The sequence below is a fragment of the Burkholderia sp. BCC1999 genome (genome assembly GCF_905339975.1).
Lineage (GTDB): Bacteria > Pseudomonadota > Gammaproteobacteria > Burkholderiales > Burkholderiaceae > Burkholderia.
Genome location: NZ_CAJPHP010000034.1, coordinates 55,733 through 79,652, shown reverse-complemented (window position 1 = coordinate 79,652; position 23,920 = coordinate 55,733). Strand labels below are relative to the sequence as shown.

Here is a 23,920-nt window from a genome sequence, read left to right as displayed (position 1 = left end):
AGTGCGGCGAGAAGGCTTCGTTTCGATCGGTCATGTTTCCTCCGTAAAACAGCGCCGCACGTTCATACGTGCAGCAGCAGATGCCTGCGTTCCCACGAGCTGATCACGCGGAAGAACGCTTCGTATTCGGTTTCCTTCAATGCCAGGTAAGCCTTCACGAACTTGTCGCCCAGGATGCCGGCGAGCGGCTCGCATGCGGCCATCAACGAGATGCCCTCTTCGAGGTTGCGTGGCAGTTGGTAAGGCAGGTCGTAACCGTCCGATGCGATCGGCTCGGTCGGCGCGAGCTGCTGCGTCATGCCGAGATAGCCGGCGGCGAGCGTTGCCGCGAACACGAGGTAAGGGTTGCAGTCGACGCCCGGAATCCGGTTCTCGATGCGGCGCGCGACAGGGCTCGACTGCGGGATGCGGAAACCGACCGTGCGATTGTCGTAGCCCCACTGCACGTTGATCGGCGCAGCCATGAAACGCGACAGCCGGCGGTACGAATTGATGTACGGCGCGAAGATCGGCATCAGCGCCGGCGTGTATTTCTGCAGCCCCGCGAGGTAGCTGTGGAACAACGGCGACACCGACCCGTCCTCGTCTGCGAACAGGTTCCGCCCGGTGTGCAGGTCCGCCAGGCTCTGGTGAATGTGCATCGCGGATCCCGGTTCGTTTTCCATCGGCTTGGCCATGAAAGTCGCGTACATGTTGTGACGCAGCGCGGCCTCGCGCACCGTGCGCTTGAACAGGAACACCTGGTCGGCCAACGGCAGCGCGTCGCCGTGCACGAAGTTGATCTCCATCTGCGCGGCACCGACTTCATGGATCAGCGTCTCGATATCGAGGCCCTGCATTTCACAGTACTCGTAGATGTCCTCGAACAACGGATCGAACTCGTTGACAGCCTCGATCGAATACGACTGGCGGCCCGTTTCCGCGCGCCCCGTGCGACCGATCGGCGGACGCAGCGGCAGGTCGGGATCGGCATTCATGTCGACGAGATAGAACTCGAGCTCCGGCGCGACGACGGGTTTCCAGCCCTTTTCCTTGTACAGGTCGAGCACGCGGCGCAGCACGTAACGCGGCGAGATCTCGACCGGCGAGCCGTCGAAATGCACGCAGTCGTGGATCACCTGCGCGGTCGGATCGACGGCCCACGGAATCAGGCAAATCGTCGACGGATCGGGCACGCACACCATGTCGGGATCGGTGACGCCGGTCAGCGTGCCGTCCTCGGGGTAGTCGCCGGTGACGGTCTGCACCATCACGGCCTGCGGCAGCCGCATCGATTCGCCGGATTCGAACTTGTTGCGCGGAATGATCTTGCCGCGCGCGATGCCGGCCATGTCGGGGATGATCGCCTCGACCTCGGTGATGCGGTGCTGCCGCAGGAATTCGCTCAGTTCGGGTTGCATGATCGGCCTCGTTCAGTCGACGTCGGATGCGGTCGGCGACGCCATCGCGCCACCGGCTGCATGAATGCGGTGCGTCATGCGCGCGCGGCACGCCGCGCCGAATGCCGCGAAGATGTCGCGCGACAGCGGCTGTTCCGCGTAGCGCCATTCGGGATGCCACTGCACGCCGAGCGCGAACGCACGCGCGCCGCGCACGCTGACGGCCTCGACGAGCCCGTCGGGTGCACTCGCCTCGACGGCGAGCCCCGCGCCGAGGCGGGCAATGCCCTGATCGTGCAGCGAATTGACCGTCGCCTCGTGCGCGCCGCGCGCGATCCGCTGCAGCAGGCCGCCCGGCGCGAGTTGCACGGCGTGTGCGGGGCCGTACTGCCGTTCGAGCGGATCGCCCGGCCGTTCGCGATGATCGTCGAAGCCGTTCGTCGCATGCAGCCGCTGATGCAGCGTGCCGCCGTATGCGACGTTCAGCTCCTGCATGCCGCGGCAGATCGCGAGCACGGGCACGCCCGCATCGATCGCCGCGCGGATCAGCGGCAGCGCGGTCGCATCGCGCGCGGGGTCGTGCAAGGTGTCGGGCGCGCTCGCGGCACCGCCGTAACGATGCGGTTCGACGTTCGAGTAGCTGCCGGTAAACAGCAGCCCGTCGACCGCCGCGACGATGGCTTCGGCCGGCTGGCGCGCGCCAAGCGCGGGCAGCACGAACGCCAGCGCGCCGGCGCCGTCGACGAGCGCGGCCAGGTACTTCTCGCCGGCCGTGTGATTCGGATGCGCACCGCGCAGGATGCGGTCGGCGGTGACGGCTACGATCGGGCGCGCACGCATGAGCGTCCCTCCCTCTGCGGTAATCGCGCGCCACACGCGTGCGCACGGGACGATGACGGCCTGCGGTTGCGCCGCACGCACGCGCAGTCACGCAGCGCGTACGCATGCGCGATCCTGCCGCGCGGACGATGCGCCAAGCGGCGGTGCGGCCCGGGACGGATGCGGAAAAGGACGCTAGGGCAACAAGGATGCGCTGCCGTCGCACTGCACCGCGCTGAACACGTGCGCGGTCACGAGGTTGAAGCGGCGCAGGCCGCGATGGGAAATCGCGAAGAAACGAGGCTCGCGTAAAGGGGCGGCACGCGTGCCGCAATCAGCATGCCGGTTCGGCCCGGCCTGAGGCGGCGCGCCCGCCGACGGACTTCGCGTCCGGCGTATCGAAGGGCTGGCGGCTTTCACGATCGTACTCGACTGACTGAAGGAGGCAGGACACGCGTCGCGATGAAGCGCATGCGGCAAAGCCGCGCTGCGACACGTCGGCAAGGTGTCTCGCAGCGGATTCCGGCGCGGTTTGAGCATCGTCGATGCCTTCGCTGCCGGTGCGCGCGTGACGACTTCCTGACATTCAGCTTATATCACCTAAAAATTGCGTCAAATTTTCAGGTGCCGATGACGACATCGATCGGACGAAAAAAAACGGCATCGATCTCAGCGATCGATGCCGTGTTGTGCATCGCGTCGGCGCGCATGCTGCGTGCTGGCGGGCCGCCACGCCCTGCTCCGCCGCGCTGCCGCATGCGCACGTCCCGCGTTCAGCGATGGGCGAGCGCAGTCTCGACGAGCGTCTGCAGCAGCGGCGCGATCCGTGCCGCACGCGCTTCGTCGTACGCGTACGGACGCGTCTCTTCCATGTAGGTGATCTGCGACAGCTCGAGCTGCACGGCCTCGACACCCGCGTCGGGCACGCCGTAGTGACGCGTGATGTAGCCGCCCTTGAAGCGCCCGTTCGCGATGGCCGTATAGCCGCCATGCGCGAGCACGCGCGCAGCCAGTGCCTCCGCGAGGCCCGGTGTGGCCGTCACGCCGCTCGACGTGCCGAAATTGAAGTCCGGCAGGCGGCCTTCGAAGAAGCGCGGCACATGCGAGCGGATCGAATGCGCTTCCCACACCAGCACGCGGCCGTGCTCGCGCTTCAGGCGTGCAATCTCGCCCTGCAGCGCGTCGTGATACGGCAGCCAGTAGCGGTCGCGGCGGCGCATGATCTCGTCGTTGCCGGGCAGCGCGTTCGCCGGATAGAGCGGCGCCTTGTCGAACGTATCGACCGGCACGAGCCCGGTGGTGTCCTGGCCCGGATACAGGTTCTCGTTGTCGGGCGGACGGTTCAGGTCGACGACGTAACGCGCGTGCGACGGCACGAGGATCGATGCGCCGAGATCGGCCGCGAAGCCGTACAGCCGCTCGAGATGCCAGTCGCAATCGTCGACGAACCGCGCGTCGGGTGTCATCGTCGCGGCGATGTCGTCGGGGATGTGCGTGCCTGCGTGCGGAATCGAGATCAGCAGCGGCAGCGTGCCCTGCTTCAGCGTGAATACAGCCGGTTGTTCAGTCATGTCGCATCACCGTAAGAGTCTGCCGGCGCACGCGCGCGGCGTGCGCCGGTTGCCGCGCGTCAGCGCAGCAGTTGCGCCAGCGCGGCGCGGTAGTCGGCATACGCAGCGGCTTCGTCGCGATGGCGGCGGCCGCTCACGACGCGCTCGCCGCCCGTGTAGACGTCGAGCACGGGTGTGTCGCCATGCTCGGCGAACACGATACCCGACAGCCACGACGTGCTGTCGTGTTCGGCGATCGCCGGATGATCGCGATCGAGCACGAGCCAGTCGGCACGGCAGCCTTCGCGCAGCGCACCGACGCGCCGCCCGCTTGCCTGTGCGCCGCCCGCGAGCGATGCGTCGAACAAGCGATCGGCGACATGCGCCTGCGACTCGCTCGCCAGCACGTTGCGCGCGCGATGCACGAGCCGCTGCCCGTATTCGAGCAGGCGCAGCTCCGAGCGCCAGTCGACCGATGCGTGGCTGTCCGAGCCGACGCCGATCACGCCGCCCTGCGCGAGATAGTCGACGGCCGGGAACACACCGTCGCCCAGGTTCGCTTCGGTCGTCAGGCACAGGCCAGCGACCGCACGACGCTTTGCGAGCGCGGCCGTTTCGGCCGCATCGACGTGCGTCGCATGCACGAGGCACCAGCGCGCATCGACGTCGAAACGGTCGAGCAGCCACTGGACGGGACGCGCGCCGTATGCGCGCACGCAGTCGTCGACTTCGGCCGTCTGCTCGGCGATATGGATGTGAACAGGTGCGTCGTCGGGCAGGCCGTCGATCAGCGTGCGCAAGCCGTTCTCCGACACCGCGCGCAGCGAGTGCGGCGCCACGCCATAGCGCAGGCCACCGTGCTCGGGCGCCGCGCGACGCATCGTGTCGAGCAGTTCGAGCAGGCCGTCGGGCGTGTTGATGAAGCGGCGCTGGTCGTCGCGCGGCGGCTTGTTGCCGAAGCCGGCGAACTGGTACGACACGGGCAGCATCGTGATGCCGATGCCGGCCGAGCGTGCGGCATCGATCACGCGCGTGCCCAGCTCCGCGATCTGCGGATAGCGCGAGCCATCCTGTGCGTGATGCACGTAATGGAATTCGCACACCGACGTGTAGCCGCACTTGAGCATCTCGACATACAGCCAGCGTGCGATCGCCGCGAGCGCGTCGGGCGTGATCTTCAGCGCGAATCGGTACATCAGGTCGCGCCAGCTCCAGAAGCTGTCGGCGGGATTCGCGCGGTATTCGGTGAGCCCCGCCATCGCGCGCTGGAATGCGTGCGAATGCAGGTTCGGCATGCCGGGCATCACCGGCCCGGCCGCACGCGCGACGCCTGCCGGCGCATCGGTATCGGGCATCACGCCGGTCAGCGTGCCGGCCGCGTCCCAGCGCAGCAGCACGTTGCGGCGCCAGCCGTCGGGCAGGTATGCATGGTCCGCGAACAACATGGTGTCGGTCATTCTGATTCCTTGTCGAGCGGCCGGATCACACGCGAACGTGCCCGGCCCCCTGCAAAACTATCCGTTCATCCGGCGAAACACGGTCGAGCCGCCGCGAACGACCTGCTCGCACAGCGGCCGGCCGATCCAGTACGCGAGCTCCGACAGCGAGCCGACCGACCATGCGGCGAAATCGGCCTGCCGGCCGACTTCGAGCGCGCCGTGGCGATCCGCGCGGCCGAGCGCCGCGGCGGCATGGCGCGTCACGCCCTGCAGCACTTCGGGCACCGTCATGCGGAACAGCGTGCAGCCCAGGTTCAACGTCAGCAGCAGCGATTCGAGCGGCGACGTGCCGGGGTTGTGATCGGTCGCGAGCGCGATCGGCACGCCGTGCTTGCGCAGCAGTTCGATCGGCGGCAGTTGCGTCTCGCGGATGAAGTAATACGCGCCGGGCAGCAGCACGGCGACCGTACCGGCCGCCTTCATCGCCTCGATGCCGGCTTCGTCGAGAAACTCGAGGTGGTCGGCGGACAGCGCGCGGTAACGCGCGGCCAAAGCCGTGCCGCCGGCGTTCGACAATTGCTCCGCATGCAGCTTCACGGGCAACCCGCGCCGCGTCGCGGCCTCGAACACGCGCTCGGTCTGTGCGAGCGAGAAGCCGATGCGTTCGCAGAACACGTCGACCGCGTCGACGAGGCCTTCATCGGCCAGCGCCGGCAGCATCCGGTCGCACACTTCGTCGATGTACGCGTCCGCACGGCCCGCGTATTCGGGCGGCAGCGCGTGCGCGCCGAGGAAGGTCGTGTACACCGTGACCGGGAAGCGCTCGCCGAGCTGGCGCGCGACGCGCAGCATCTTGCGTTCGCTCGCGAGGTCGAGCCCGTAGCCCGACTTGATCTCGATCGCGGTCACGCCTTCGGCGAGCAGCGGCTGCAGGCGCGCGGCGGCCTGCACGAACAGCGTCGTCTCGTCGGCCGCACGTGTAGCGCGCACCGTCGAGACGATCCCGCCGCCCTGCCGCGCGATTTCCTCGTAGCTGACGCCCGCGAGGCGTTGCGCGAATTCGTCCGCACGCGTGCCGCCGTACACGAGGTGCGTATGGCAATCGACGAGACCCGGCGTCACCCACGCGCCGTGCAGGTCTTCGCGCTGCCAGTGCGCATAACCGTGCGGCAGCGCGGACAACGCGCCGAGCCAGACGATCGTGCCGGTTTCGTCGACGGCGATCGCCGCGTCGTCGATCGTCTCGTCGGGATGGCTGTGCGGACACAGCCTCAGGTGATGCCAGACAGTCGGTTTCATGCGTTCAGTCTCGTTCGCCGATGGCGAGCGATACGGCGAGCAGCGCGCCGCTACCGCTCACGACGACGTCAAACGCACGCCGCGGCCCGTCGAGCCGCAACGTGTCCATTTCTTCCAGTGCATAGTGCGTGCCGTCGACGTCGACACCGACGGCGCCGGTCGCACAAAACAGCAGCACGGTATCGGCGTGCGCAACGGCGTGCGCGCCTGCGCGCCACACGTCGAGCGCACCGCGTGCGGCCGAGCGGCGCGTCATCAGGTTGAAGTCGCGCGTCGCGCCGTCATGCAGCGTCGCGTCGATCGCGGCTTCGCCTGCGAAATCCGCACGGGCCAGCGGCGCGTCGAGCACGTGCTGCGCACCGCCCGCTTCGGTGAGCGTCATGCCCGCGCCGGACAGCAGCACGAGCGTGCGGTCGATCCCGTCGAAACGCGAGAACGGCCCGGCCGTGCCGACGTCCGCGACGCTCACGCGCCACACGAATGCATCGAGCGCGGCGCCCGGCGGCGCCCCGAAGGAAGTCCCCTTGGGGGAGAACGCACCGATTTCGCGCGTCACGCCGCCGCCGTTCTTCCACGGCGACGCGACGAGATCCGCTGCGCGGATCATCGTCGCGTTCACCGGCGCCTGGTCGAGCGCCGTCATGCTCAGCGGCCGAGCATCGGCAGCTTCAGGCCGGCTTCGCGGGCCGTCTGCTGCGCGAGTTCGTAGCCGGCATCCGCATGGCGCATCACGCCCGTCGCCGGATCGTTCAGCAGCACGCGACCGAGACGCTCGTGCGCTTCAGCCGTACCGTCGGCGACGATCACGACGCCCGAGTGCTGCGAGAAGCCCATGCCGACACCGCCGCCATGGTGCAGCGACACCCACGATGCGCCGCCTGCCGTGTTCAGCAGTGCGTTCAGCAGCGGCCAGTCGCTCACGGCATCCGAACCGTCCTTCATCGATTCCGTCTCGCGGTTCGGGCTCGCGACCGAACCCGTGTCGAGGTGGTCGCGGCCGATCACGATCGGGGCCTTCAGTTCGCCGTTCTTGACCATCTCGTTGAACGCCTGGCCGAGGCGATAGCGATCCTTCACGCCGACCCAGCAGATCCGTGCCGGCAGGCCCTGGAACGCAATGCGCTCACGTGCCATGTCGAGCCAGTTGTGCAGGTGCGGATCGTCGGGGATCAGCTCCTTCACCTTCTGGTCGGTCTTGTAGATGTCTTCCGGATCGCCCGACAGCGCGACCCAGCGGAACGGGCCCTTGCCTTCGCAGAACAGCGGACGGATGTACGCCGGCACGAAGCCCGGGAAGTCGAACGCGTTCTCGACGCCCATTTCCAGCGCCATCTGGCGGATGTTGTTGCCGTAGTCGAGCGTCGCCGCACCGCGTTCCTGCAGATCCAGCATCGCCTGCACCTGGACGGCCATCGACTGCTTCGCAACCTTCACGATGCTCTGCGGATCGACCTTCTGCGCTTCGCGCCATTGCGCGACGGTCCAGCCTTGCGGCAGGTAGCCGTTGATCGGGTCGTGCGCGCTCGTCTGGTCGGTCACGCAGTCCGGCGTGATGCCGCGCTTGACGAGTTCCGGGAACACGTCGGCTGCGTTGCCGAGCAGGCCGATCGACACGGGTTTGCCGTCGCGCTTCGCTTGCTCGATCATGCCGAGCGCTTCGTCGAGCGTCGTCGCCTTCTTGTCGACGTAACGCGTCTTCAGGCGGAAGTCGATGCGCGTCTCGTCGCATTCGACCGCGATCATCGAGAAGCCGGCCATCGTCGCGGCCAGCGGCTGCGCGCCGCCCATGCCGCCGAGGCCGCCCGTCAGGATCCAGCGGCCCGACGGGTCGCCGTTGAAGTGCTGGTTCGCGACCGAGAAGAACGTTTCATAGGTACCCTGAACGATGCCCTGGCTGCCGATGTAGATCCAGCTGCCGGCCGTCATCTGGCCGTACATCATCAGGCCCTTGCGGTCGAGCTCGTGGAAGTGATCCCAGTTCGCCCAGTGCGGCACGAGGTTCGAGTTTGCCAGCAGCACGCGCGGCGCATCCTTGTGCGTACGGAACACACCGACCGGCTTGCCCGACTGGATCAGCAGCGTTTCGTTTTCCTCGAGGTCCTTCAGCGACGCGAGGATCTGGTCGTAGCATTCCCAGTTGCGCGCCGCGCGGCCGATGCCGCCGTACACGACGAGCGCATGCGGATGCTCGGCGACTTCCGGGTCGAGGTTGTTCTGGATCATCCGGTAGGCCGCTTCGGCCAGCCAGGTCTTGCAGACTTTCTCGCTGCCGCGCGGCGCGCGGATCGTGCGCGTCGGATCGAGACGGGGATCGATGTGTTTCGGATGGTTCATGACGACTGCTCCCGAAGGAAAATGACTATCAAATAGGAATCAGAAATGCCCGGTGAAGCGATAACGGCTGCCGGGATGCCACAGATTCGCCACCGAGGCGACGACGCCCTGCGACCAGGTGCGCCGATGTAAAACCAGACACGGCTCGACGTCGTCCATCCGCAGCTGCTCGCGCCGCTCCGGCGCCGGGGCCGCCGCTTCGATCCGGTACTCGACGCGCTGCAGCGGGGCCGCGCGCATCAGGTACAGGTTCGGCGTCGTGTTCGTGAAATCCTGCTCGGCGTAATCCGGCGCGACCGCCGGATTCACCCACCGTTCTTCGAGCTGCACGGGCTCGTCGTTCTCGAAGTGCAGCACCTGCGAATGAAACAGCTTTGCGCGCACGGCTACCTGCATCTCGTCGGCGAGCGCCTCGTCGGCGCGGATCGTATCGAGACCGAGCACGCTGGCGCGATACGCATGCCCGCGTGCGCCGACTTCCTCGGAGATGCTGCGGATCGCCACCAGCGTCGACTCGTACTTCGGCCGCGCGACGTAGGTGCCCGCGCCCTTCATGCGCGTGAGCACCTGCTCGGCCGTCAACTCGCGCAGCGCGCGGTTGACGGTCATGCGCGCCACCTTGAATTCGCGCGCCAGCTCGTTCTCGGACGGCACCTGATCGCCCTCCTCCCACTCGCCGGCGTGGATGCGGCCCAGGATGAAATCCTTGATCTCCTGGTAGACCGGCGCGCTCATCGGCTTACTGCTCCGATGCGAACGAGAACGGGCTGATCTTCGCGAACGCGCGCTCGCCGACGAGCTTCGCGATCGCTGCGATGTCCGGTGCGAAGTAGTGGTCGAGCTCGTAGTGCGCAACCTTGCCGCGGATCGTTTCCATCGCGGGCGCCAGCTTCGGGCTCGTGTGGTACGGCGCGCGCAGGTCGACGCCTTGTGCGGCAGCCAGCAGTTCGATCGCGAGGATGTGCTTCGTGTTGTCCGCGATGTCGGCGAGCTTGCGCGCGGCGAACGTCGCCATCGACACGTGGTCTTCTTGGTTCGCGGAAGTCGGCAGCGAGTCGACCGACGCCGGGTGTGCGAGCGTCTTGTTTTCCGATGCGAGTGCGGCAGCCGTCACGTGCGCGATCATGAAGCCCGAGTTCACGCCGCCGTCGCGCACGAGGAACGGGGGCAGCCCCGACAGCGTCGCGTCGATCAGCAGTGCGATGCGGCGTTCGGCCAGTGCGCCGATTTCCGCTGCGGCCAGCGCGAGGTTGTCGGCTGCGAACGCGACCGGCTCGGCGTGGAAGTTGCCGCCCGACAGCACTTCGCCGGTGTCCGGGAAGATCAGCGGGTTGTCCGACACGGCGTTCGCTTCGACCAGCAGCACGTCGGCTGCGTGGCGCATCTGGTCCAGGCACGCGCCCATCACCTGCGGCTGGCAGCGCAGGCTGTACGGATCCTGCACCTTGTCGCAGTCGCGGTGCGACTGGTTGATCGGCGAGCCTTCGAGCAGGTCGCGGTACGACGCCGCCGCGTCGATCTGGCCTTGATGCCCGCGCAGTTCATGAATGCGGGCGTCGAACGGCTTCACCGAACCGGCAGCCGCGTCGACCGACAGCGCGCCGGCGACGAGCGCCGTGCGGTACAGATCTTCGATCGAGAACATGTTGTCGAGCGCCAGCGCGGTCGATGCCTGCGTGCCGTTCAGCAGCGCGAGGCCTTCCTTCGCCTGCAGCGTCAGCGGCGCGAGACCCGCGACGCGCAGACCGTCGATCGCGCTCGCACGCTCGCCACGGATGAACACTTCACCGACGCCGAGCAGCACGGCCGACATGTGCGCGAGCGGCGCGAGGTCGCCCGATGCGCCGACCGAGCCCTTCACCGGGATCAGCGGCAGCACGTCCGCGTTGAACAGCTTGATCAGCGCGTCCATCACTTCGCGGCGGATGCCCGAGTGGCCGCGGCCGAGGCTCGACAGCTTCAGCGCCATCAGCAGGCGCACCGACGAACGTGCCATCGGCTCGCCGACGCCGACCGCGTGCGACAGCACCAGGTTCTTCTGCAGCAGCTCGAGCTGGTCGTGCGGGATGTGCGTGCTGGCCAGGCGACCGAAGCCCGTGTTGATACCGTAGGCCGGCTCGCCCTTCGCGGCGATGTCGGCGACGGCTTTCGCGCCGGCGTCGATCTTCGCGAAGCTGGCCGGGTCGAGCGTCAGCTGCACGGATTCGCGTGCGATCTGGCGCAGTTGCGGGAGGGTCAGGTGGCCGGGGGTCAACGTAATCATGTGAGCAATCCTGTCTAGACAAGTTTGGAATGGATTGAAGTGTAGCCACGTCAACTTGTCTAGACAACCCGTTTTTCACCGATTTCGACTTGGGAGTTTCCCTGATGTCCGGCGCGGCCCGCCGGATCGGCCAGCGGAATCCGGCGCTTAACATATGTTGCAGTTATTTTTTCTTTGGCAACATACAGATCATTATTCGCCACAATTCGCCCCGGAGATCCGCCATGCCCTTCCCGTCACGATTCGCCGCCCGGTTCGGCCGCCCCCTGCTCGTTGCCGCGTGCGCGCTCGCGTGCGGCACCGCGCTCGCCGCCGAGCCGCTGTCCGGCACGCTCGAGAAGATCCGGCAGAGCAACCTGATCTCGATCGGCCATCGCGAAACGTCGGTGCCGTTCTCCTACGTCGATGCCGGCGGCAAGGTGATCGGTTTCTCGCAGGACCTCTGCGACCGCGTGATCGCCGCGGTGAAGGCGCGCACCGGCAAGCCCGACCTGCAGGTGCGTTTCATCCCGGTCACGTCGCAGAACCGCATCCCGCTCGTGCAGAACGGCACCGTCGACCTCGAATGCGGCGTGACCACCAACCTCGCCGCGCGCCACGCGCAGGTCGCGTTCTCGACCACCTTCTTTGTCGCGACGACGAGGCTGCTCACGCGCACGACGTCGGGCATCCGCGACTTCCCCGACCTCGCCGGCAAGACGGTCGTGACCAACCAGGGCACGACGTCGGAACGCCTGCTGCGCAAGATGAACGAGGAAAAGAAGATGAACATGCAGATCATCAGCGCGAAGGACTATGGCGAAGGACGCCTCACGCTCGAATCGGGCCGCGCGGCCGCGTACATGATGGACGACGTGCTGCTCGCGGGCGTGCGCCAGCTCGCCGCGAAACCGGCCGACTGGCAGATCGTCGGCACGCCGCAGTCGTCGGAAGCCTACGGGTTCATGCTGCGCAAGGACGACCCGCAGTTCAAGGCGCTCGTCGACGGCGTGCTCGTGCAGTTGATGAAGCGCGGCGATATCAATGCGCTGTACGACAAATGGTTCATGAAGCCGGTGCCGCCGAAGGGGCTGTCGTTCGACTTCCCGATGAGCGACGTGATCAAGGCGCGCTATGCGGCGCCGAACGATGCGCCGCTCGAGTAAGGGCCGCGCGTGGACGTGCGCTCACGCGCGCGTCCACGCGACGCACGCCGCATAGCCGGGCGCCGCGTCGAGCCACGCCGCGTCGAACGCCGCGACGCCGGCGGCTGGCGCGGCCGGGTCGACGATCGTCGTCCCGGGCGTCGCGGCATCGCGCGGCGGCACAACCGCGAACGCGCGCAGACCGCCGACGATGCCCGTGCCGAGCGCCTTGAGCAACGCCTCCTTCGCGGACCACACGCGCATGAATTCGCTCGCGCGCGCCGCGAGCGGCATGCTGTCGAGATACGCGACCTCGGCGGGTGCGCAGACTTCACGCGTCAGCGCACGCCAGTCGGCTACGCGGTTGCAACCCTCGATATCGACGCCGACGCGCCCCGCCGGGCCCCACGCGATCAACGCATGATCGCCTGCATGAGACACGTTGAAGTCAAGCGATACGCGATGCACGCGGTCCAGCGACGGCCGCCCCGACTCGTCGACGACGATAGCGACCGTGTGCGGCGTGATACCGAGCGCCGCGCCGAGCACGTCGCGCAACGCGGCGCGCGTCGCCGCGCTGCGCACCGCATCCTCGTGGCGCATGAAGCGCGCGGCCCGCGCGCGCTCGTCGTCGCCGAGCGCCGCATACGCTGGCGACATCAGCGGCACGCGCCAGTCGAAATCGATACGCACGACCCGCACGCCGGCACCGGACGCGGCAGCCGGCACGTCGAGCGCGTGCACGCGCCACGCACGAGGCGTTTCTGGCGGGAAAGCGGATTCGGACGGAATGGACATCGGCACGCGCAGCCTGTGCTGTGAGGGGAAACGTTCGATGTTAATCGATCGCGCCGGCCTGCGATCGGCGCGGCGGGATCGGGAAGCGAATCGCGACAGCGCAACGCGTGGCGCGCGCCACGTCACCCGTTCGCGACTACGCCCGGCACGCTGCTGGCCGCTACCGGCCCGCGCGACGCCGGATGAAGCGCATGCACGGCGCCCGGCGCATCGGCTGGCAGCACACCGTGTTGCAGCCAGTACAGCGCGACGGGCCACAGCGTGTCGGTAAAGCGGCTGTGGAAAAACGCGAAATGCCCGATGGCGTCGACACCGATGTCGGCCGGCGCGATCCGCAGGTGCGTGACGTTGCTGCCCGTGTAGTAGCCGACCAGCCGCTCGATCGCGTCGACCGTGCCGAACGCGTCGTCGTCGATGCCGATCGCGAGCATCGGCGCAGACAGCCCCGCGAAGCGCGCGGGCAATGCCGCGCGGCTGACGTTACCGGCATCGAGCAGGCCGCCGATGTAGCCGTCCTCGAAACGCGGCTGCGCGCGCGCCCACGACAGCGCGACGCCGCGCGGCGTGTCCTCCATCCAGCCGAGCCGCTTCGCGGGCACGTAGCCGAACACGGCCGCGAGCGCGGGCATCGCGACATGCCACTTCCACCACATGCGGCGCCGCTCGGCCGGCAGGTAGTCGCGCCAGTACGCATACTGCGCGCCGACGGTCACCGCATGCCGCACGTGCACGTTCGATGCCGCGAGCCCGAGCAGGCAGCCGCCGATGCTGTGCGCGACGACATCGAGCGGCTGGCCGGGAAACGCGTCGCGCGCATACTGCAACGCGGCTTCGCAATCGAGCCGCCCCCAGTCGAGCCAGTTCGCGTGCAGCTTCGCGAGGTGCGCGGGGCGCGAACCGCCGATGCCGCGATAGTCGTAGACGAGCACGTCGCGCCCCTGCGCGAACAGCCAGGCCGCGAAACGGAAGTAGTAGTCGCAGCGCACCGACGTCGCGCAATTGACGACCGTCACGGGCCGCACGGCGCCGCCGCCGCGATGGCGCCACACGTGGCCACGCAATTCATAACCATCGACCGCGCACAGCGTCACGGGCTCCGGCGGCAATGCGCCCGCCGCGCGACTGCGCTGCGCTGCGCCGCTTCCTTCGTTCGAAATCGTCATCCTGTCTCCTGTCGGTCCGAGTTGGCGATTTAGCGCTTACTCGGGCCCCGTGCTTCGCGGTCGGTCAGAGTTGGCGCTTCAGCGCTTACCCGGGCGCCATGCTTCGCAGCCGACCCGCGCCCGTCACCAAGCCTCCATTGAACTTGACGCGCGCCGCGTTCTCAACCAATCTTGCTGCTCCGTTCGCATGAGTCACGCGCATGTCAACGCCGCTCGTCCGTCTCCCGTCGCTCGATCTCGTCCGCGGTTTCGTCGCGGTCGGCCGCCGCATGAGCATCACGCTCGCCGCACAGGACCTGTGCATCACGCAATCTGCAGTCAGCCGCCAGATCCATGCGCTCGAAGCGCACCTCGGCGTCGCGTTGCTGCAGCGCGGCTACCGGAAGATCGCGTTCACGCCTGAAGGCGAGCGGCTGTTCCGCGTCGCGGATGCGGCACTGCACGGCCTGCAGGACACCGTCGCGTCGCTCGCTGCCGCGCGCGAGCGCCAGCCCGTCACGATCACCGCCAGCATCGGCGTCACCGCGCTGTGGCTGTTGCCGCGGCTCGGCCGGTTGCAGGCACGCCTGCCCGCGATCGACCTGCGCGTCGCCGCGAACGACAAGGTACTCGATTTGCGCGCCGAAGGCATCGACCTGGGCATCCGCTATTGTCCGCGCGATCGCGCGCCGGCCGGCGCACTGCGCCTGTTCGACGAGATCGTCGTCCCGGTCGCGCATCCCGCGCTCGCCGCACGGCCGATCACGAGCGCGGCCGCGATCGCCGACCACGTACTGCTCGAATTCGACGGGCCACCGCAACCGCAACTGCAATGGCACACTCACCTGCATGCGGCCGGGCTCGGCGACGCGCGCCCGAAAGGCGTGCTGCGCTTCAACCAGTACGACCAGGTGATCCAGGCTGCGATCGCGGGCCAGGGCGTCGCGCTCGGCCGGCTCGCACTCGTCGCGCCGATGCTCGCGGACGGGCGGCTCGCGGTGCTCGGCCCGCACACGCAGGCGCTGTCGGATACGTACGGCTACTGGCTGTTCCAGCACGATCCGGCCCCGCGCCGCGAAGTCGCCGATGTGCGCGACTGGATGCTCGCCGAAGCAGCCGAATGCGATGCGGCCATGCGCGCGCACGACACGACGTCGGCGTAAGCCCGAGCCGGCTTGGCGAATGCCGCTGACTGCGGCCGGGCGCTCCCGCCCCATCCCGCCCGCTTGTCGTCGCATTCCCCACACGCATGCCAACCTGACCGAATGATCGCTTGAGCGACAACGGGCGCGATCGTCTAATCGGATCGAGCGCGGCCGTTTCGCCGCGCCCCTTCATCCGGAGACGCGCATGACCCCGATCGAGCAGGAAGTCCGACGACGCTGGCTGCCCGTGCTGGCCGGCGGCCTGATCATGGGCGTCGCGCTCGGCGTCCGCCATGTGCAGGGCCTGTTCCTCGCGCCCGTCTCGCTCGACCACGGCTGGTCGCGCGAAGCGTTCGGTCTCGCGCTGGCGCTGCAGAACCTGATCTGGGGCGTCGCGCAGCCGTTCACAGGGATGATCGCCGACCGCTTCGGCTCGGTGCGCGTGATCGTCGCCGGGATGCTGCTGTATGCGGCCGGGCTCGTCACGATGGCGCAGGCAGCCACGACCGGCCTGTTCACGGTCGGCGCCGGGCTCGTGATCGGCATCGCGCTGTCGGGCTCGGCGTTCGCGTCGATCTACGGCGCGCTGAGCCGCCTGTTTCCGCCCGAGCGGCGCGGCTGGGCGCTCGGCGTCGCGGGCGCGATCGGCGGGCTCGGCCAGTTCTGCATGGTGCCCGTCGCGCAGGAACTGATCGGCGGCATCGGCTGGCGGCATGCGTTCATCGCGCTGGCGCTCGTCGCGGCGCTGCTCGCCCCGCTCGCCGTGCTGCTGCGCGATCGCCCCGTGCAGGCGGTCGCCGCCGCCGGCCCCGACCAGTCGATCGGCGAAGCCGTGCGCGAGGCGTTCGCGCATCGCGGCTTCTGGCTGCTGAACGCGGGATTCTTCGCGTGCGGCTTCCAGCTCGCGTTCATCGCGACACACCTGCCCGCGTACCTGCTCGATCACGGGCTGCCGGCGCGCCACGCGAGCGTCGCGCTCGCGCTGATCGCGCTGACCAACGTGGCCGGCACCTATGCATGCGGCCACCTCGGCGGGCTGCTGCGGCGCAAGTACGTGCTGTCGGTGCTGTACCTCGTGCGTGCGCTCGCGATGGCCGCATTCGTCGCCGCGCCGCTGTCGCCCGCGAGCGTGTACGTCTTCGCGGCCGTGATGGGGTTCACGTGGCTCGGCACGGTGCCGCTGACGAACGGCGTGATCTCGCAGGTGTTCGGCGTGCGCTACATCGCGACGCTGTTCGGCTTCGTGTTCTTCGGGCACCAGCTCGGCAGCTTCTTCGGTGTCTGGCTCGGGGCGGTCGTGTACGACGCGACGCACTCGTACATGCCGCTGTGGATCGGCTCGATCGCGCTCGGCGTGCTCGCGGCGCTGCTGCACCTGCCGATCGACGACGCGCGCGTCGCGCGGCCCGCATCCGGCAACACGGCATGGGCCTGATCCGTGCGGCGCTGACGGCCGGCGTGCTCGCGTTCGTCACATGGTGCGGCGCGGCCTACTTCGATCCGGACGTCGCGTATGCGCTGCTCGAACACGTCGCGTTCTGCAACTGACGCGGCGAATCGTGCCGCCGGGGTTGACGGTCAGCGGCGCTTCGGCAATGCGGCCAGCGCATCGAGCGCGCGGGCACGCGCGGCCGCATGCTCGACGAGCGGCTCCGGATAGTCGACGCCGAGCCGCACGCCGGCAGCCTCGCGTTCCATCGGCGACGCTTCCCACGGCGCATGGATCGACGCGTTGTCGAGGCCCGCGAGTTCAGGCACCCAGCGCCGCACGTATGCGCCGTCCGGATCGAACTTCTGCCCCTGCGCGACCGGATTGAAGATGCGGAAGTACGGCGCGGCATCGGCACCGCAGCCGGCCACCCACTGCCAACTCGCCGCGTTGTTCGCCGGATCCGCATCGACCAGCGTGTCCCAGAACCACGCTTCGCCCGCGCGCCAGTCGATCAGCAGATGCTTGATCAGGAACGATGCGACGACCATCCGCACGCGGTTGTGCATCCAGCCGGTCGCCCACAGCTCGCGCAGGCCCGCATCGACGAGCGGATAGCCGGTCAGCCCGCGCTGCCATGCGCACAGCGCGGCGGGATCGTCGCGCCACGGCATCGCATCGAACTGCGCGCGGAAGTTGTCGGTCGCGAGCGCCGGAAAGTGATACAGCAGTGTGTAGCTGAATTCGCGCCAGCCGAGCTCGCTCAGGAATTTGTCGGCGTCCGCGGCATACGCCGCGCCACCGGCATGCGCGGCGGCCTGCACCGCGTGCCATACCTGTCGCGGCGACACGTTGCCGAAGCGCAGGAACGGCGACAGCCGGCTCGTCGCCGGGCGGTCGGGACGGTCGCGCGCGTCCGCATAGCCGGCTAGCGCGGTCGTCAGGAATGCGTCGAGTTGCGCGTGCGCGCCGGCTTCGTCAGGCGCGGGCCAGGCGTCGCGCAGGCCGCCGGCCCAGTCCGGTGCATGCGGCATCAGCGCGAGCGCGTCAAGCGCCAGCGCACGGTCGCGCACGGCTTTGGGCCACGAAAAAAACGCGATCCGCTCGGGCTCCGGCAGCGGTGTGGGGACGGTGCGATCGCGGCGCGCCGCCCGCCAGTACGCGGTGAACACCTGGTACGGCCCGCCGCTGCCCGTCAGCACCTCCCACGGCTCGCTCAGCAGGTTGCCGTTGCTGCTCTCGACCGTGACGCCGCGCGCCTTGAGCGACGCCTTCAGCGCCGCATCGGCATCGCGCTGTGGCTGTGCATAGCGGCGATTCCAGTACACGGCTTGCGCGCCCGTATCGTGCGCGACACGCTCGATCTCGCGCTGCGCGTCGCCGCGCAGCAGCAACAGGCGCCCGCCATGACGCGCGAGTGCGGCGTCGAGCGCGGCCAGCGAACCGTGTAGCCACCAGCGTGCCGCGCCGCCGAGCGGGCGCCCTGCGCCGTCGCCGGTGTCGTCGACGAATACGCAGACGAGCGGCCGGCCCGACTCGACCGCGCGCGTCAGCGCGGGCTGATCGGTCACGCGCAGATCGTCGCGGAACCAGACGATCGCGGGAGCAACGGACGACTTGGCGGGCACGGGCACCTCGATGACGAATGTGGAAGGAGATGCGTATTGTCGCGGCTGCGCCGCGCGGTGTCGACGTTCGACGCGCCGACGGTCGCTGCAATCGCACCGTCGTGCCCGGTGAAACGCCTTAGTCCGTTCCGACGATTCTCCGCAGCGTGTGCCGGCCTACGCTCGATGTCGGGTGCACCGCGCCGCGCTGCGCGGCCCGACCTGCACCCGTCACGCGCGCCGGCCGATACCGGCGCGAACCCTTCCGACCGCTGCGCAGCCTCCAGCCACCCGGGGCGCACGCAGCCTCATCCGATACACCGCCATGACCAAACCCTCGAATCTCGTCACCTCGATCACCGTCGACATCGACGCGCCGGCCTCCGTCGTGTGGGAAGTGCTGACCGACTTCCCGCGCTACGGCGAATGGAATACGTTTTGCGTCGGCTTCGAAACGACCGGCAAGCTCGGCGATTTCGTGCACATGCAGGTTCGCATTCCCGGCACGGAGACCGTGATTCCCGTCAGCGAAACCCTCATCGCCTACGAACCCGAGCGGCTGCTGTCGTGGGAGCAGCGCCCGACCGACGACAACAAGGACGCCGCGCGCCGCGACCAGTACATCGACGCGATCGGCGAGCAGCGCTGCCGCTATTTCACGACCGACCAGTTCCTCGGCGTCAACGCGGACACGATCATGCAGCAACACGGCGCCTGGGTGAAACAGGGATTCGACCAGTGCGCACGTGACGTGAAACAGCGCGCCGAAGCCCTGCATGCGGCACGCAAGCGCAAAAGCGCGTGACCGGGAGCGGCCGATGCCCGATCTGCAAACCCTGTCAGACCACCACGACATCCGTGAGCTGGTCGTCGCGTATTCGAGCGCGATCGATGCACGCGACTTCGACGCGCTCGACGCTGTCTTCACGCCCGACGCGGCGATCGACTACCGCGCGATGGGCGGCATTGCCGGCTGCTATCCGGACGTGAAGGCGTGGCTGCTCACCGTGCTGCCGCAGTTTCCGCAGTACCAGCATATGGTCGGCAACCTGTCGATCCGGCTCGATGGCGACACCGCGCGCGGCCGCACGATCTGCTTCAATCCGATGGAAGTCGCGCTGCCGGACGGCGGGACGCAGGTGATGTTTCTCGGGCTGTGGTACGTCGACCGGTTCGTGCGCACCGCGCACGGCTGGCGCATTGCCGAACGCGTCGAGGAGCGTTGTTATGGTCACAACGTGCCGGCCGCGCTCGCGGGCGCGACCGGCTGAGCCGGCCAGGACGCGCGCATCGTGCATTGGCCGCACGGTGCGCGCATGGCCGGCCGCTGCGTCAATCGAGCCGGAACGCCGCCTCGAAACGCTCGGCGAACGCGTCGAACTCGGCTTCCGGCAGATGGTTGATACCGCCCGCACGCTTGCGCCCGCCGCCGGTCGCAAAGCCGCGGCAGAACTCGTCGGCGCCGAGCGGCCGGCCGTCGGGCACGCGCACACTGACGACGAGCCCGCCGTCCGCGCGCGGCGACAGTACCGCGAGCGCCGCATGCGGCGCATTGCGCATCCGTTCGTTCGCGAGCATGCCCGTCGCGCGTCGCGCCCATGGATGGTCCGGCATCCTCACGAGCGTCGCGCCCGGCACCTCGCGCAGCGGCGCGAGCGCGCACGCGCGCGCCATGTCGTCGCGGTAGCCGTCGCGCAGCGCGGCAAACACGTCGGTCCCGCGCACGAAATCGAGCGGCTCGGCGCAGGGCAGCATCGCGTCGGCGAGCGCCGCCGGATCGAAGTGCAGATCGCCGACGCACTCGCCGTACGCGTTGTAGTTCAGGTAGAGCCCGAGTTCGGCGAGCGTGCAGCGCTCGGCCTCGTCGATCCCGTGCTCGCGCGCGAGCGCGTCGCCGAGCGCCGGCAGCTCGTCGCCGAATGCCGCGGCGATCGCCCAGCGCACGTGCCGGCCGCCGAGATGGCGGTTCACGATCACACTCGTGCAAACATCGGCCGCCGTGTCGATATGCGCGTCGAAACGCGGATCGTCGGGCAGCTCGCCCGCGAAGTGATGGTCGAAATAGCGGACCGTCGCGCCGTCGCGCAGCAGCCGTGCGCATGCGTCGCGGTTCTGGTCGTGCGACACGTCGAGCACCGTGACGATGTCGCCCGCATGTGCGTCGATCCGCTCGAGCAGCTTGATGTCGCGCTTCACGCCGGTCACGAGCGTGCCGTGCACGCGTTCCGCGAGCCGCAGCTGCTGAAGCGCGCACAGGCCGTCGGCGTCGCCGTTGAACGCGAAAAAATGCCGCGCGTGTTGGTTGTCCTGCATGATCCGTTGCTCCATCGTCAAGGCATGAAATCGCCGCCGTTCGCGTCGAGCGTCGCGCCCGTCACCGCGTTCGCGTAGTCGGACGCGAGAAACAGTGCCGCGCGCGCGCAATCGTCGTCGGTCGGCAGCTTCGCGAGCGCAATATTAGACGCGATCGGCGCAATGATCTGCTCTTCCGTCATCCCGTATTCGGCGGCCGCCTGCCGGAAATACGTCTGCGTCGGCACGCCCCACATCCAGCCCATGTGGATGCTGTTCGCGCGAATGCCGTGCACGCCGAGTTCGCGTGCCAGGTATTTTGCCGCAACCGACAGCGCCCCTTTCGATACAGCGTAGCCGCCCTCGCCTGCAAACGGCTTGCGGGTCGCCTGCGTGTTGATCATCACGATCGCGCCGCGCTGCTGCCGCTTCATGTGCGGCACGACTTCCTGCGTCAGCGCCATCGTACCGAACACATTGGTGTCGAACACCGCGCGCCAGCCGTCGAGGTCGGCTTCTTCCATCGGTTCCGGAAACGCGCCGTGCACGAACGCGCTGTTCACGAGCGCATCGATCCGGCCGAAACGCTCGACGGCCCGCGTCGCAAGCTGCCGGCATTGCACGCGGTCGGTGATGTCGGTCTTCACCTTCAGCACGTCGCAATCGACGCCGAGCGCGCGGATCCGCGCTTGCGCGTCATCGAGCTTTTCCATCGTGCGCGCGGCAACGACCACGCCGCGCGCACCTTCGCGTGCGGCCTCGACCGCGAGCTTCACACCGAGCCCCGGCCCGATCCCGGAAATCACGACGATCTTGTCTTTCAGCAACATGGGTTGTCTCCTGGTTGTCGTTCGTCTCGCGGGCGCGGCCGTCAGCCGGCCGCCCGCAGGTGCCGCGCGCGATACGCGGCGAAGTCGTGCGCGAGCTGCGCGTCGGTGAAGCCGAAACGCGCGATCGAATAGTCGTGCGCGGCGCGCTTGTCGCGGCCGTTACGCGCCATCCAGTCGGTCATCGCCGCGCGCTGCGCGGCATCGAGCGGCATGCCGGCAAACGCATACACGGCCTCCGCGACGCCGAGCGGATTCGACACCGTGTCCTCGAAACGCACGTCGAGGAACCGGTCGGCCGGCAGCGCGTCGCGTGCCACCATCGCCGCGCCGATCGCGCGCGCCATCCCCGCGTTCCACTGCGCGCCGACGGCGAGCGGATCGGGTTCGTCGGCATACATCTGCCACAGCGTGTGCGCCATGCTCGCCATCGACGGAATCGTCTGCGCGGGATCGCGGTGCGTGAGCACGACCTGCGCGCGCGGAAACACGCGGCACAGCACGTCGATCGCATGCAGGTGCTGCGGCGTCTTCAGCAGCCAGCGCTGCGCCGGCGCAACACCACGTCGCGCCTTTTGCCACTGCAGGAACTGCAGCATCCGCTTCAGGTATGTGTAGACCGGCGTGAGATCCTGCCGCGCGAGCCACGCCGTGTAGCGCGGTACGTTCGCGTACGAATCCATCGCGCACACGAACGAATGCTCCATCAGCATGAATTCCTCGTCGGCGAGCATCGCATCGAGCGGATGGATCGTCAGGATCTGCGGAATGCAGTCGATCATCATCGCGACCTCGGCCTGCGCGCGCGCGATGCGCACGGCCGGCGCGTCGAGCGTCTCGCCGGCGAGCGGCGCCGGGTAGCGCGTTTCCCACCATGCAGCCGAATGAAAGCGCGGATCGACGGCCAGCAGCCGCTGCAGCAGCGTCGTACCCGTGCGCGGCAGGCCGACGATCACGAGCGGATCGTCGATCGCGATATCCGCAATTTCCGGATGACGCCCGAAGTAATCCTCGACGACGAGCCGGTTCACGAGCTGGCCGACGAGCTTCTCGCGCATCATCTGCGCGCCGCGTGCGGACAGCTTCGCTTCGTCGATCAGCGATGCGCACATCACGTCGAGCGCCTCGCGATACGGCCCGTCGCCGAACGCAGTGAGCCCGCCCGTGCGCGACACGGCCTCGGCGATCAGGCCGTCGGGAGCCAGCAGTGTACGAATCTGGTCGAGCGGCGCGTTCATGCGGCCTCCTTCAGCGTGGCGAGCTTCACGACGCGCGTGCGCGGATGCACCGGTTGCGCCGCGCCGACCCAGCGCCAGCAGATCGTGCCGGTGCGATGTCCGGCCGTATCGAGCCAGTTCGCGTCGCCCGGCCGCGCGGCCGCAACGACGACCGTCACGCCGCCGTCGGCATTCAACCGTGCGCTGTGCTTGTTCACGCAGATGTCGAAGTGCCGGTAGTCGAGCGACTCCATCCAGTAGTTGTTGAGCTGTACGTTCCAGAAGTCGCAGTCGGGCACCGTGTCGACGTCGATCACGAGCGCCTCGTCGTCGGCCAGCGCCCAGCACGAGTGGTAGTAGTAGATATTCGGGTCGCCGCCGACCGACTGGCACAGCGCCTGGTCGGCGGGCGGCAGTGCGTTCACGTGCGACCGGTAGCTCGCGGCCCAGTCCGCGAACAGCTTCGACGTCTGCTCGACGAATTGCGCGGCGCGCGTGAGGCCGCCCTGCAGCACGAGCGGATCGAGAGGCGCCGGCCGAGCGTCGGCGCCGATGCGCTCGATCTTCAGTTGCGCAGGCGTTTCCGTGCGCCGGTCGAGGAAGGTCTGGCGCACCAGCAGCGCGTTCGTGCCCGGCTCCATGCGCACCCAGTTGCCCGCGCGCGGCGTCTCGCCCAGCACGATCTCGAAGCTGCCGTCCGGTGCGATCTCGAGCTGTTTCGCGTCGAGAAAGCCCGTCTGCAGCATCTTGCCGTCGGTTTCGTAGCCGCCCTTCTGCGTGCCGAAGCTCAGGTACGCGACTGTGCCGCGCCGCCCCGTCACGCGATATTCGCAGCGGCCGTCGAGGCGCGCGTACTGGTACAGGTTGTCGGGATTGTCCGCGCCGATCTTCGCGGTCTCATGCGACGGCGAGAAAAAGCCGGGCCACGCGCCGTCCGCGAACTCGACGTGCATTTCGAGCGCGATGCGCATCAGCCGGCTCAGGTAGCGGAAGCCTTCCGCGCGTGTCAGCGGATCGTCCGGCGCTTCGGCGCGCAGGATCTGTTCTCCGCTGCGTTTCAGGGTGTCGCAGAAATCGGCCCAGGTCTGGCCCGAAAGCAATTGCGTGGCACGTGTGTCGTCCGTCATGTGTCGTCTCCGCCGATGGTCGAGCGCTCACCTTAAGCGCCGCCGCCGCGCGCCACTTCGTCCGGGTGGACTAAGGAAAGATCCGCTCCGCCGCCGCATGACGGTTTAGTCCACCCGGACGAAGAGCGG

At 68.4% G+C, this 23,920-nt stretch carries 22 protein-coding genes; 6 read left to right on the top strand and 16 right to left on the bottom strand.

The annotated features are described in order from the left end of the window. Positions 1-62: 62 nt before the first annotated feature. From U5809_RS32775 to hutH, 9 genes are all read right to left on the bottom strand, one after another. Positions 63-1,400: a glutamine synthetase family protein gene (locus U5809_RS32775; protein ID WP_322089589.1), complete on the bottom strand. Its 1,338-nt coding sequence runs from the start codon at positions 1,398-1,400 to the stop codon at positions 63-65. A 12-nt stretch (positions 1,401-1,412) separates the two neighbouring features. After that, positions 1,413-2,219 carry a gamma-glutamyl-gamma-aminobutyrate hydrolase family protein gene (locus U5809_RS32770; protein ID WP_322089588.1) on the bottom strand — a complete coding sequence of 269 codons (807 nt, stop codon included), beginning with the start codon at positions 2,217-2,219 and terminating at the stop codon, positions 1,413-1,415. 752 nt (positions 2,220-2,971) lie between these two features. Next, positions 2,972-3,769: an N-formylglutamate deformylase gene (gene hutG, locus U5809_RS32765; protein ID WP_322089587.1), complete on the bottom strand. Its 798-nt coding sequence runs from the start codon at positions 3,767-3,769 to the stop codon at positions 2,972-2,974. A gap of 59 nt (positions 3,770-3,828) precedes the next feature. Further along, the gene (locus U5809_RS32760; protein ID WP_282505555.1) at positions 3,829-5,205 is read right to left on the bottom strand and encodes a formimidoylglutamate deiminase; all 1,377 of its coding nucleotides are present in this window, start codon (positions 5,203-5,205) and stop codon (positions 3,829-3,831) included. A 57-nt stretch (positions 5,206-5,262) separates the two neighbouring features. Next, positions 5,263-6,486, bottom strand: a complete 1,224-nt coding sequence (gene hutI / locus U5809_RS32755) for an imidazolonepropionase (RefSeq protein WP_322089586.1) — start codon at positions 6,484-6,486, stop codon at positions 5,263-5,265. A 4-nt stretch (positions 6,487-6,490) separates the two neighbouring features. Beyond that, positions 6,491-7,129 (bottom strand): HutD family protein, encoded by a 639-nt coding sequence (locus U5809_RS32750; protein ID WP_322089585.1) that lies wholly within the window; start codon positions 7,127-7,129, stop codon positions 6,491-6,493. Positions 7,130-7,131: 2 nt separating this feature from the next. Next, positions 7,132-8,820, bottom strand: coding sequence for a urocanate hydratase (gene hutU / locus U5809_RS32745; RefSeq protein ID WP_322089584.1), 1,689 nt, complete (start codon positions 8,818-8,820; stop codon positions 7,132-7,134). Between the two features lie 39 nt (positions 8,821-8,859). Continuing rightward, positions 8,860-9,555: a histidine utilization repressor gene (gene hutC / locus U5809_RS32740; RefSeq protein WP_322089583.1), complete on the bottom strand. Its 696-nt coding sequence runs from the start codon at positions 9,553-9,555 to the stop codon at positions 8,860-8,862. Positions 9,556-9,559: 4 nt separating this feature from the next. After that, positions 9,560-11,083: a histidine ammonia-lyase gene (gene hutH / locus U5809_RS32735; protein ID WP_322089582.1), complete on the bottom strand. Its 1,524-nt coding sequence runs from the start codon at positions 11,081-11,083 to the stop codon at positions 9,560-9,562. A gap of 224 nt (positions 11,084-11,307) precedes the next feature. Here hutH and U5809_RS32730 point away from each other — a divergent pair, with 224 nt between their 5' ends. Beyond that, positions 11,308-12,228, top strand: a complete 921-nt coding sequence (locus U5809_RS32730; protein ID WP_322089581.1) for a glutamate/aspartate ABC transporter substrate-binding protein — start codon at positions 11,308-11,310, stop codon at positions 12,226-12,228. A gap of 21 nt (positions 12,229-12,249) precedes the next feature. On the opposite strand, the gene U5809_RS32725 is transcribed toward U5809_RS32730, so the two are convergent. Further along, positions 12,250-13,005 carry a 4'-phosphopantetheinyl transferase family protein gene (locus U5809_RS32725; protein ID WP_322089580.1) on the bottom strand — a complete coding sequence of 252 codons (756 nt, stop codon included), beginning with the start codon at positions 13,003-13,005 and terminating at the stop codon, positions 12,250-12,252. Between the two features lie 122 nt (positions 13,006-13,127). Then, a complete protein-coding gene (locus tag U5809_RS32720; protein ID WP_322089579.1) occupies positions 13,128-14,168 on the bottom strand; it encodes an alpha/beta fold hydrolase in 1,041 nt (346 codons plus the stop codon). A 200-nt stretch (positions 14,169-14,368) separates the two neighbouring features. Here U5809_RS32720 and U5809_RS32715 point away from each other — a divergent pair, with 200 nt between their 5' ends. The 3 genes from U5809_RS32715 (at position 14,369) to U5809_RS32705 (ending at position 16,840) form a co-directional block, all read left to right on the top strand. After that, positions 14,369-15,310: a LysR substrate-binding domain-containing protein gene (locus tag U5809_RS32715; protein ID WP_322089578.1), complete on the top strand. Its 942-nt coding sequence runs from the start codon at positions 14,369-14,371 to the stop codon at positions 15,308-15,310. Between the two features lie 187 nt (positions 15,311-15,497). Then, positions 15,498-16,727, top strand: a complete 1,230-nt coding sequence (locus U5809_RS32710; RefSeq protein WP_322089577.1) for an MFS transporter — start codon at positions 15,498-15,500, stop codon at positions 16,725-16,727. Beyond that, positions 16,718-16,840, top strand: coding sequence for a hypothetical protein (locus U5809_RS32705; RefSeq protein WP_282505564.1), 123 nt, complete (start codon positions 16,718-16,720; stop codon positions 16,838-16,840). Before U5809_RS32710 ends, U5809_RS32705 begins: the two co-directional genes overlap by 10 nt. Before the next feature lie 30 nt (positions 16,841-16,870). Here the strand turns inward: U5809_RS32705 and U5809_RS32700 are convergent, their stop codons facing one another. Continuing rightward, on the bottom strand, positions 16,871-18,349 hold the full coding sequence (locus U5809_RS32700) for a deoxyribodipyrimidine photo-lyase (RefSeq protein WP_322089576.1): 1,479 nt from the start codon (positions 18,347-18,349) through the stop codon (positions 16,871-16,873). A 304-nt stretch (positions 18,350-18,653) separates the two neighbouring features. On the opposite strand from U5809_RS32700, the gene U5809_RS32695 reads away from it, so the two are divergent. Both U5809_RS32695 and U5809_RS32690 read left to right on the top strand, forming a co-directional pair. Further along, positions 18,654-19,133 carry an SRPBCC domain-containing protein gene (locus U5809_RS32695; RefSeq protein ID WP_322089575.1) on the top strand — a complete coding sequence of 160 codons (480 nt, stop codon included), beginning with the start codon at positions 18,654-18,656 and terminating at the stop codon, positions 19,131-19,133. Positions 19,134-19,146: 13 nt separating this feature from the next. Further along, positions 19,147-19,599 carry a nuclear transport factor 2 family protein gene (locus U5809_RS32690; protein ID WP_322089574.1) on the top strand — a complete coding sequence of 151 codons (453 nt, stop codon included), beginning with the start codon at positions 19,147-19,149 and terminating at the stop codon, positions 19,597-19,599. 61 nt (positions 19,600-19,660) lie between these two features. On the opposite strand, the gene U5809_RS32685 is transcribed toward U5809_RS32690, so the two are convergent. The 4 genes from U5809_RS32685 to U5809_RS32670 are packed head-to-tail and all read right to left on the bottom strand — an operon-like array spanning position 19,661 to position 23,791. Continuing rightward, positions 19,661-20,641: an acetyltransferase gene (locus U5809_RS32685; protein WP_176051601.1), complete on the bottom strand. Its 981-nt coding sequence runs from the start codon at positions 20,639-20,641 to the stop codon at positions 19,661-19,663. 17 nt (positions 20,642-20,658) lie between these two features. Next, the gene (locus tag U5809_RS32680; RefSeq protein WP_322089573.1) at positions 20,659-21,450 is read right to left on the bottom strand and encodes an SDR family oxidoreductase; all 792 of its coding nucleotides are present in this window, start codon (positions 21,448-21,450) and stop codon (positions 20,659-20,661) included. 41 nt (positions 21,451-21,491) lie between these two features. After that, on the bottom strand, positions 21,492-22,685 hold the full coding sequence (locus tag U5809_RS32675) for a sulfotransferase (RefSeq protein WP_322089572.1): 1,194 nt from the start codon (positions 22,683-22,685) through the stop codon (positions 21,492-21,494). Continuing rightward, positions 22,682-23,791, bottom strand: coding sequence for a DUF1214 domain-containing protein (locus tag U5809_RS32670; RefSeq protein ID WP_322089571.1), 1,110 nt, complete (start codon positions 23,789-23,791; stop codon positions 22,682-22,684). The genes U5809_RS32675 and U5809_RS32670 overlap by 4 nt, the downstream gene beginning before the upstream one ends. Positions 23,792-23,920 lie beyond the last annotated feature (129 nt).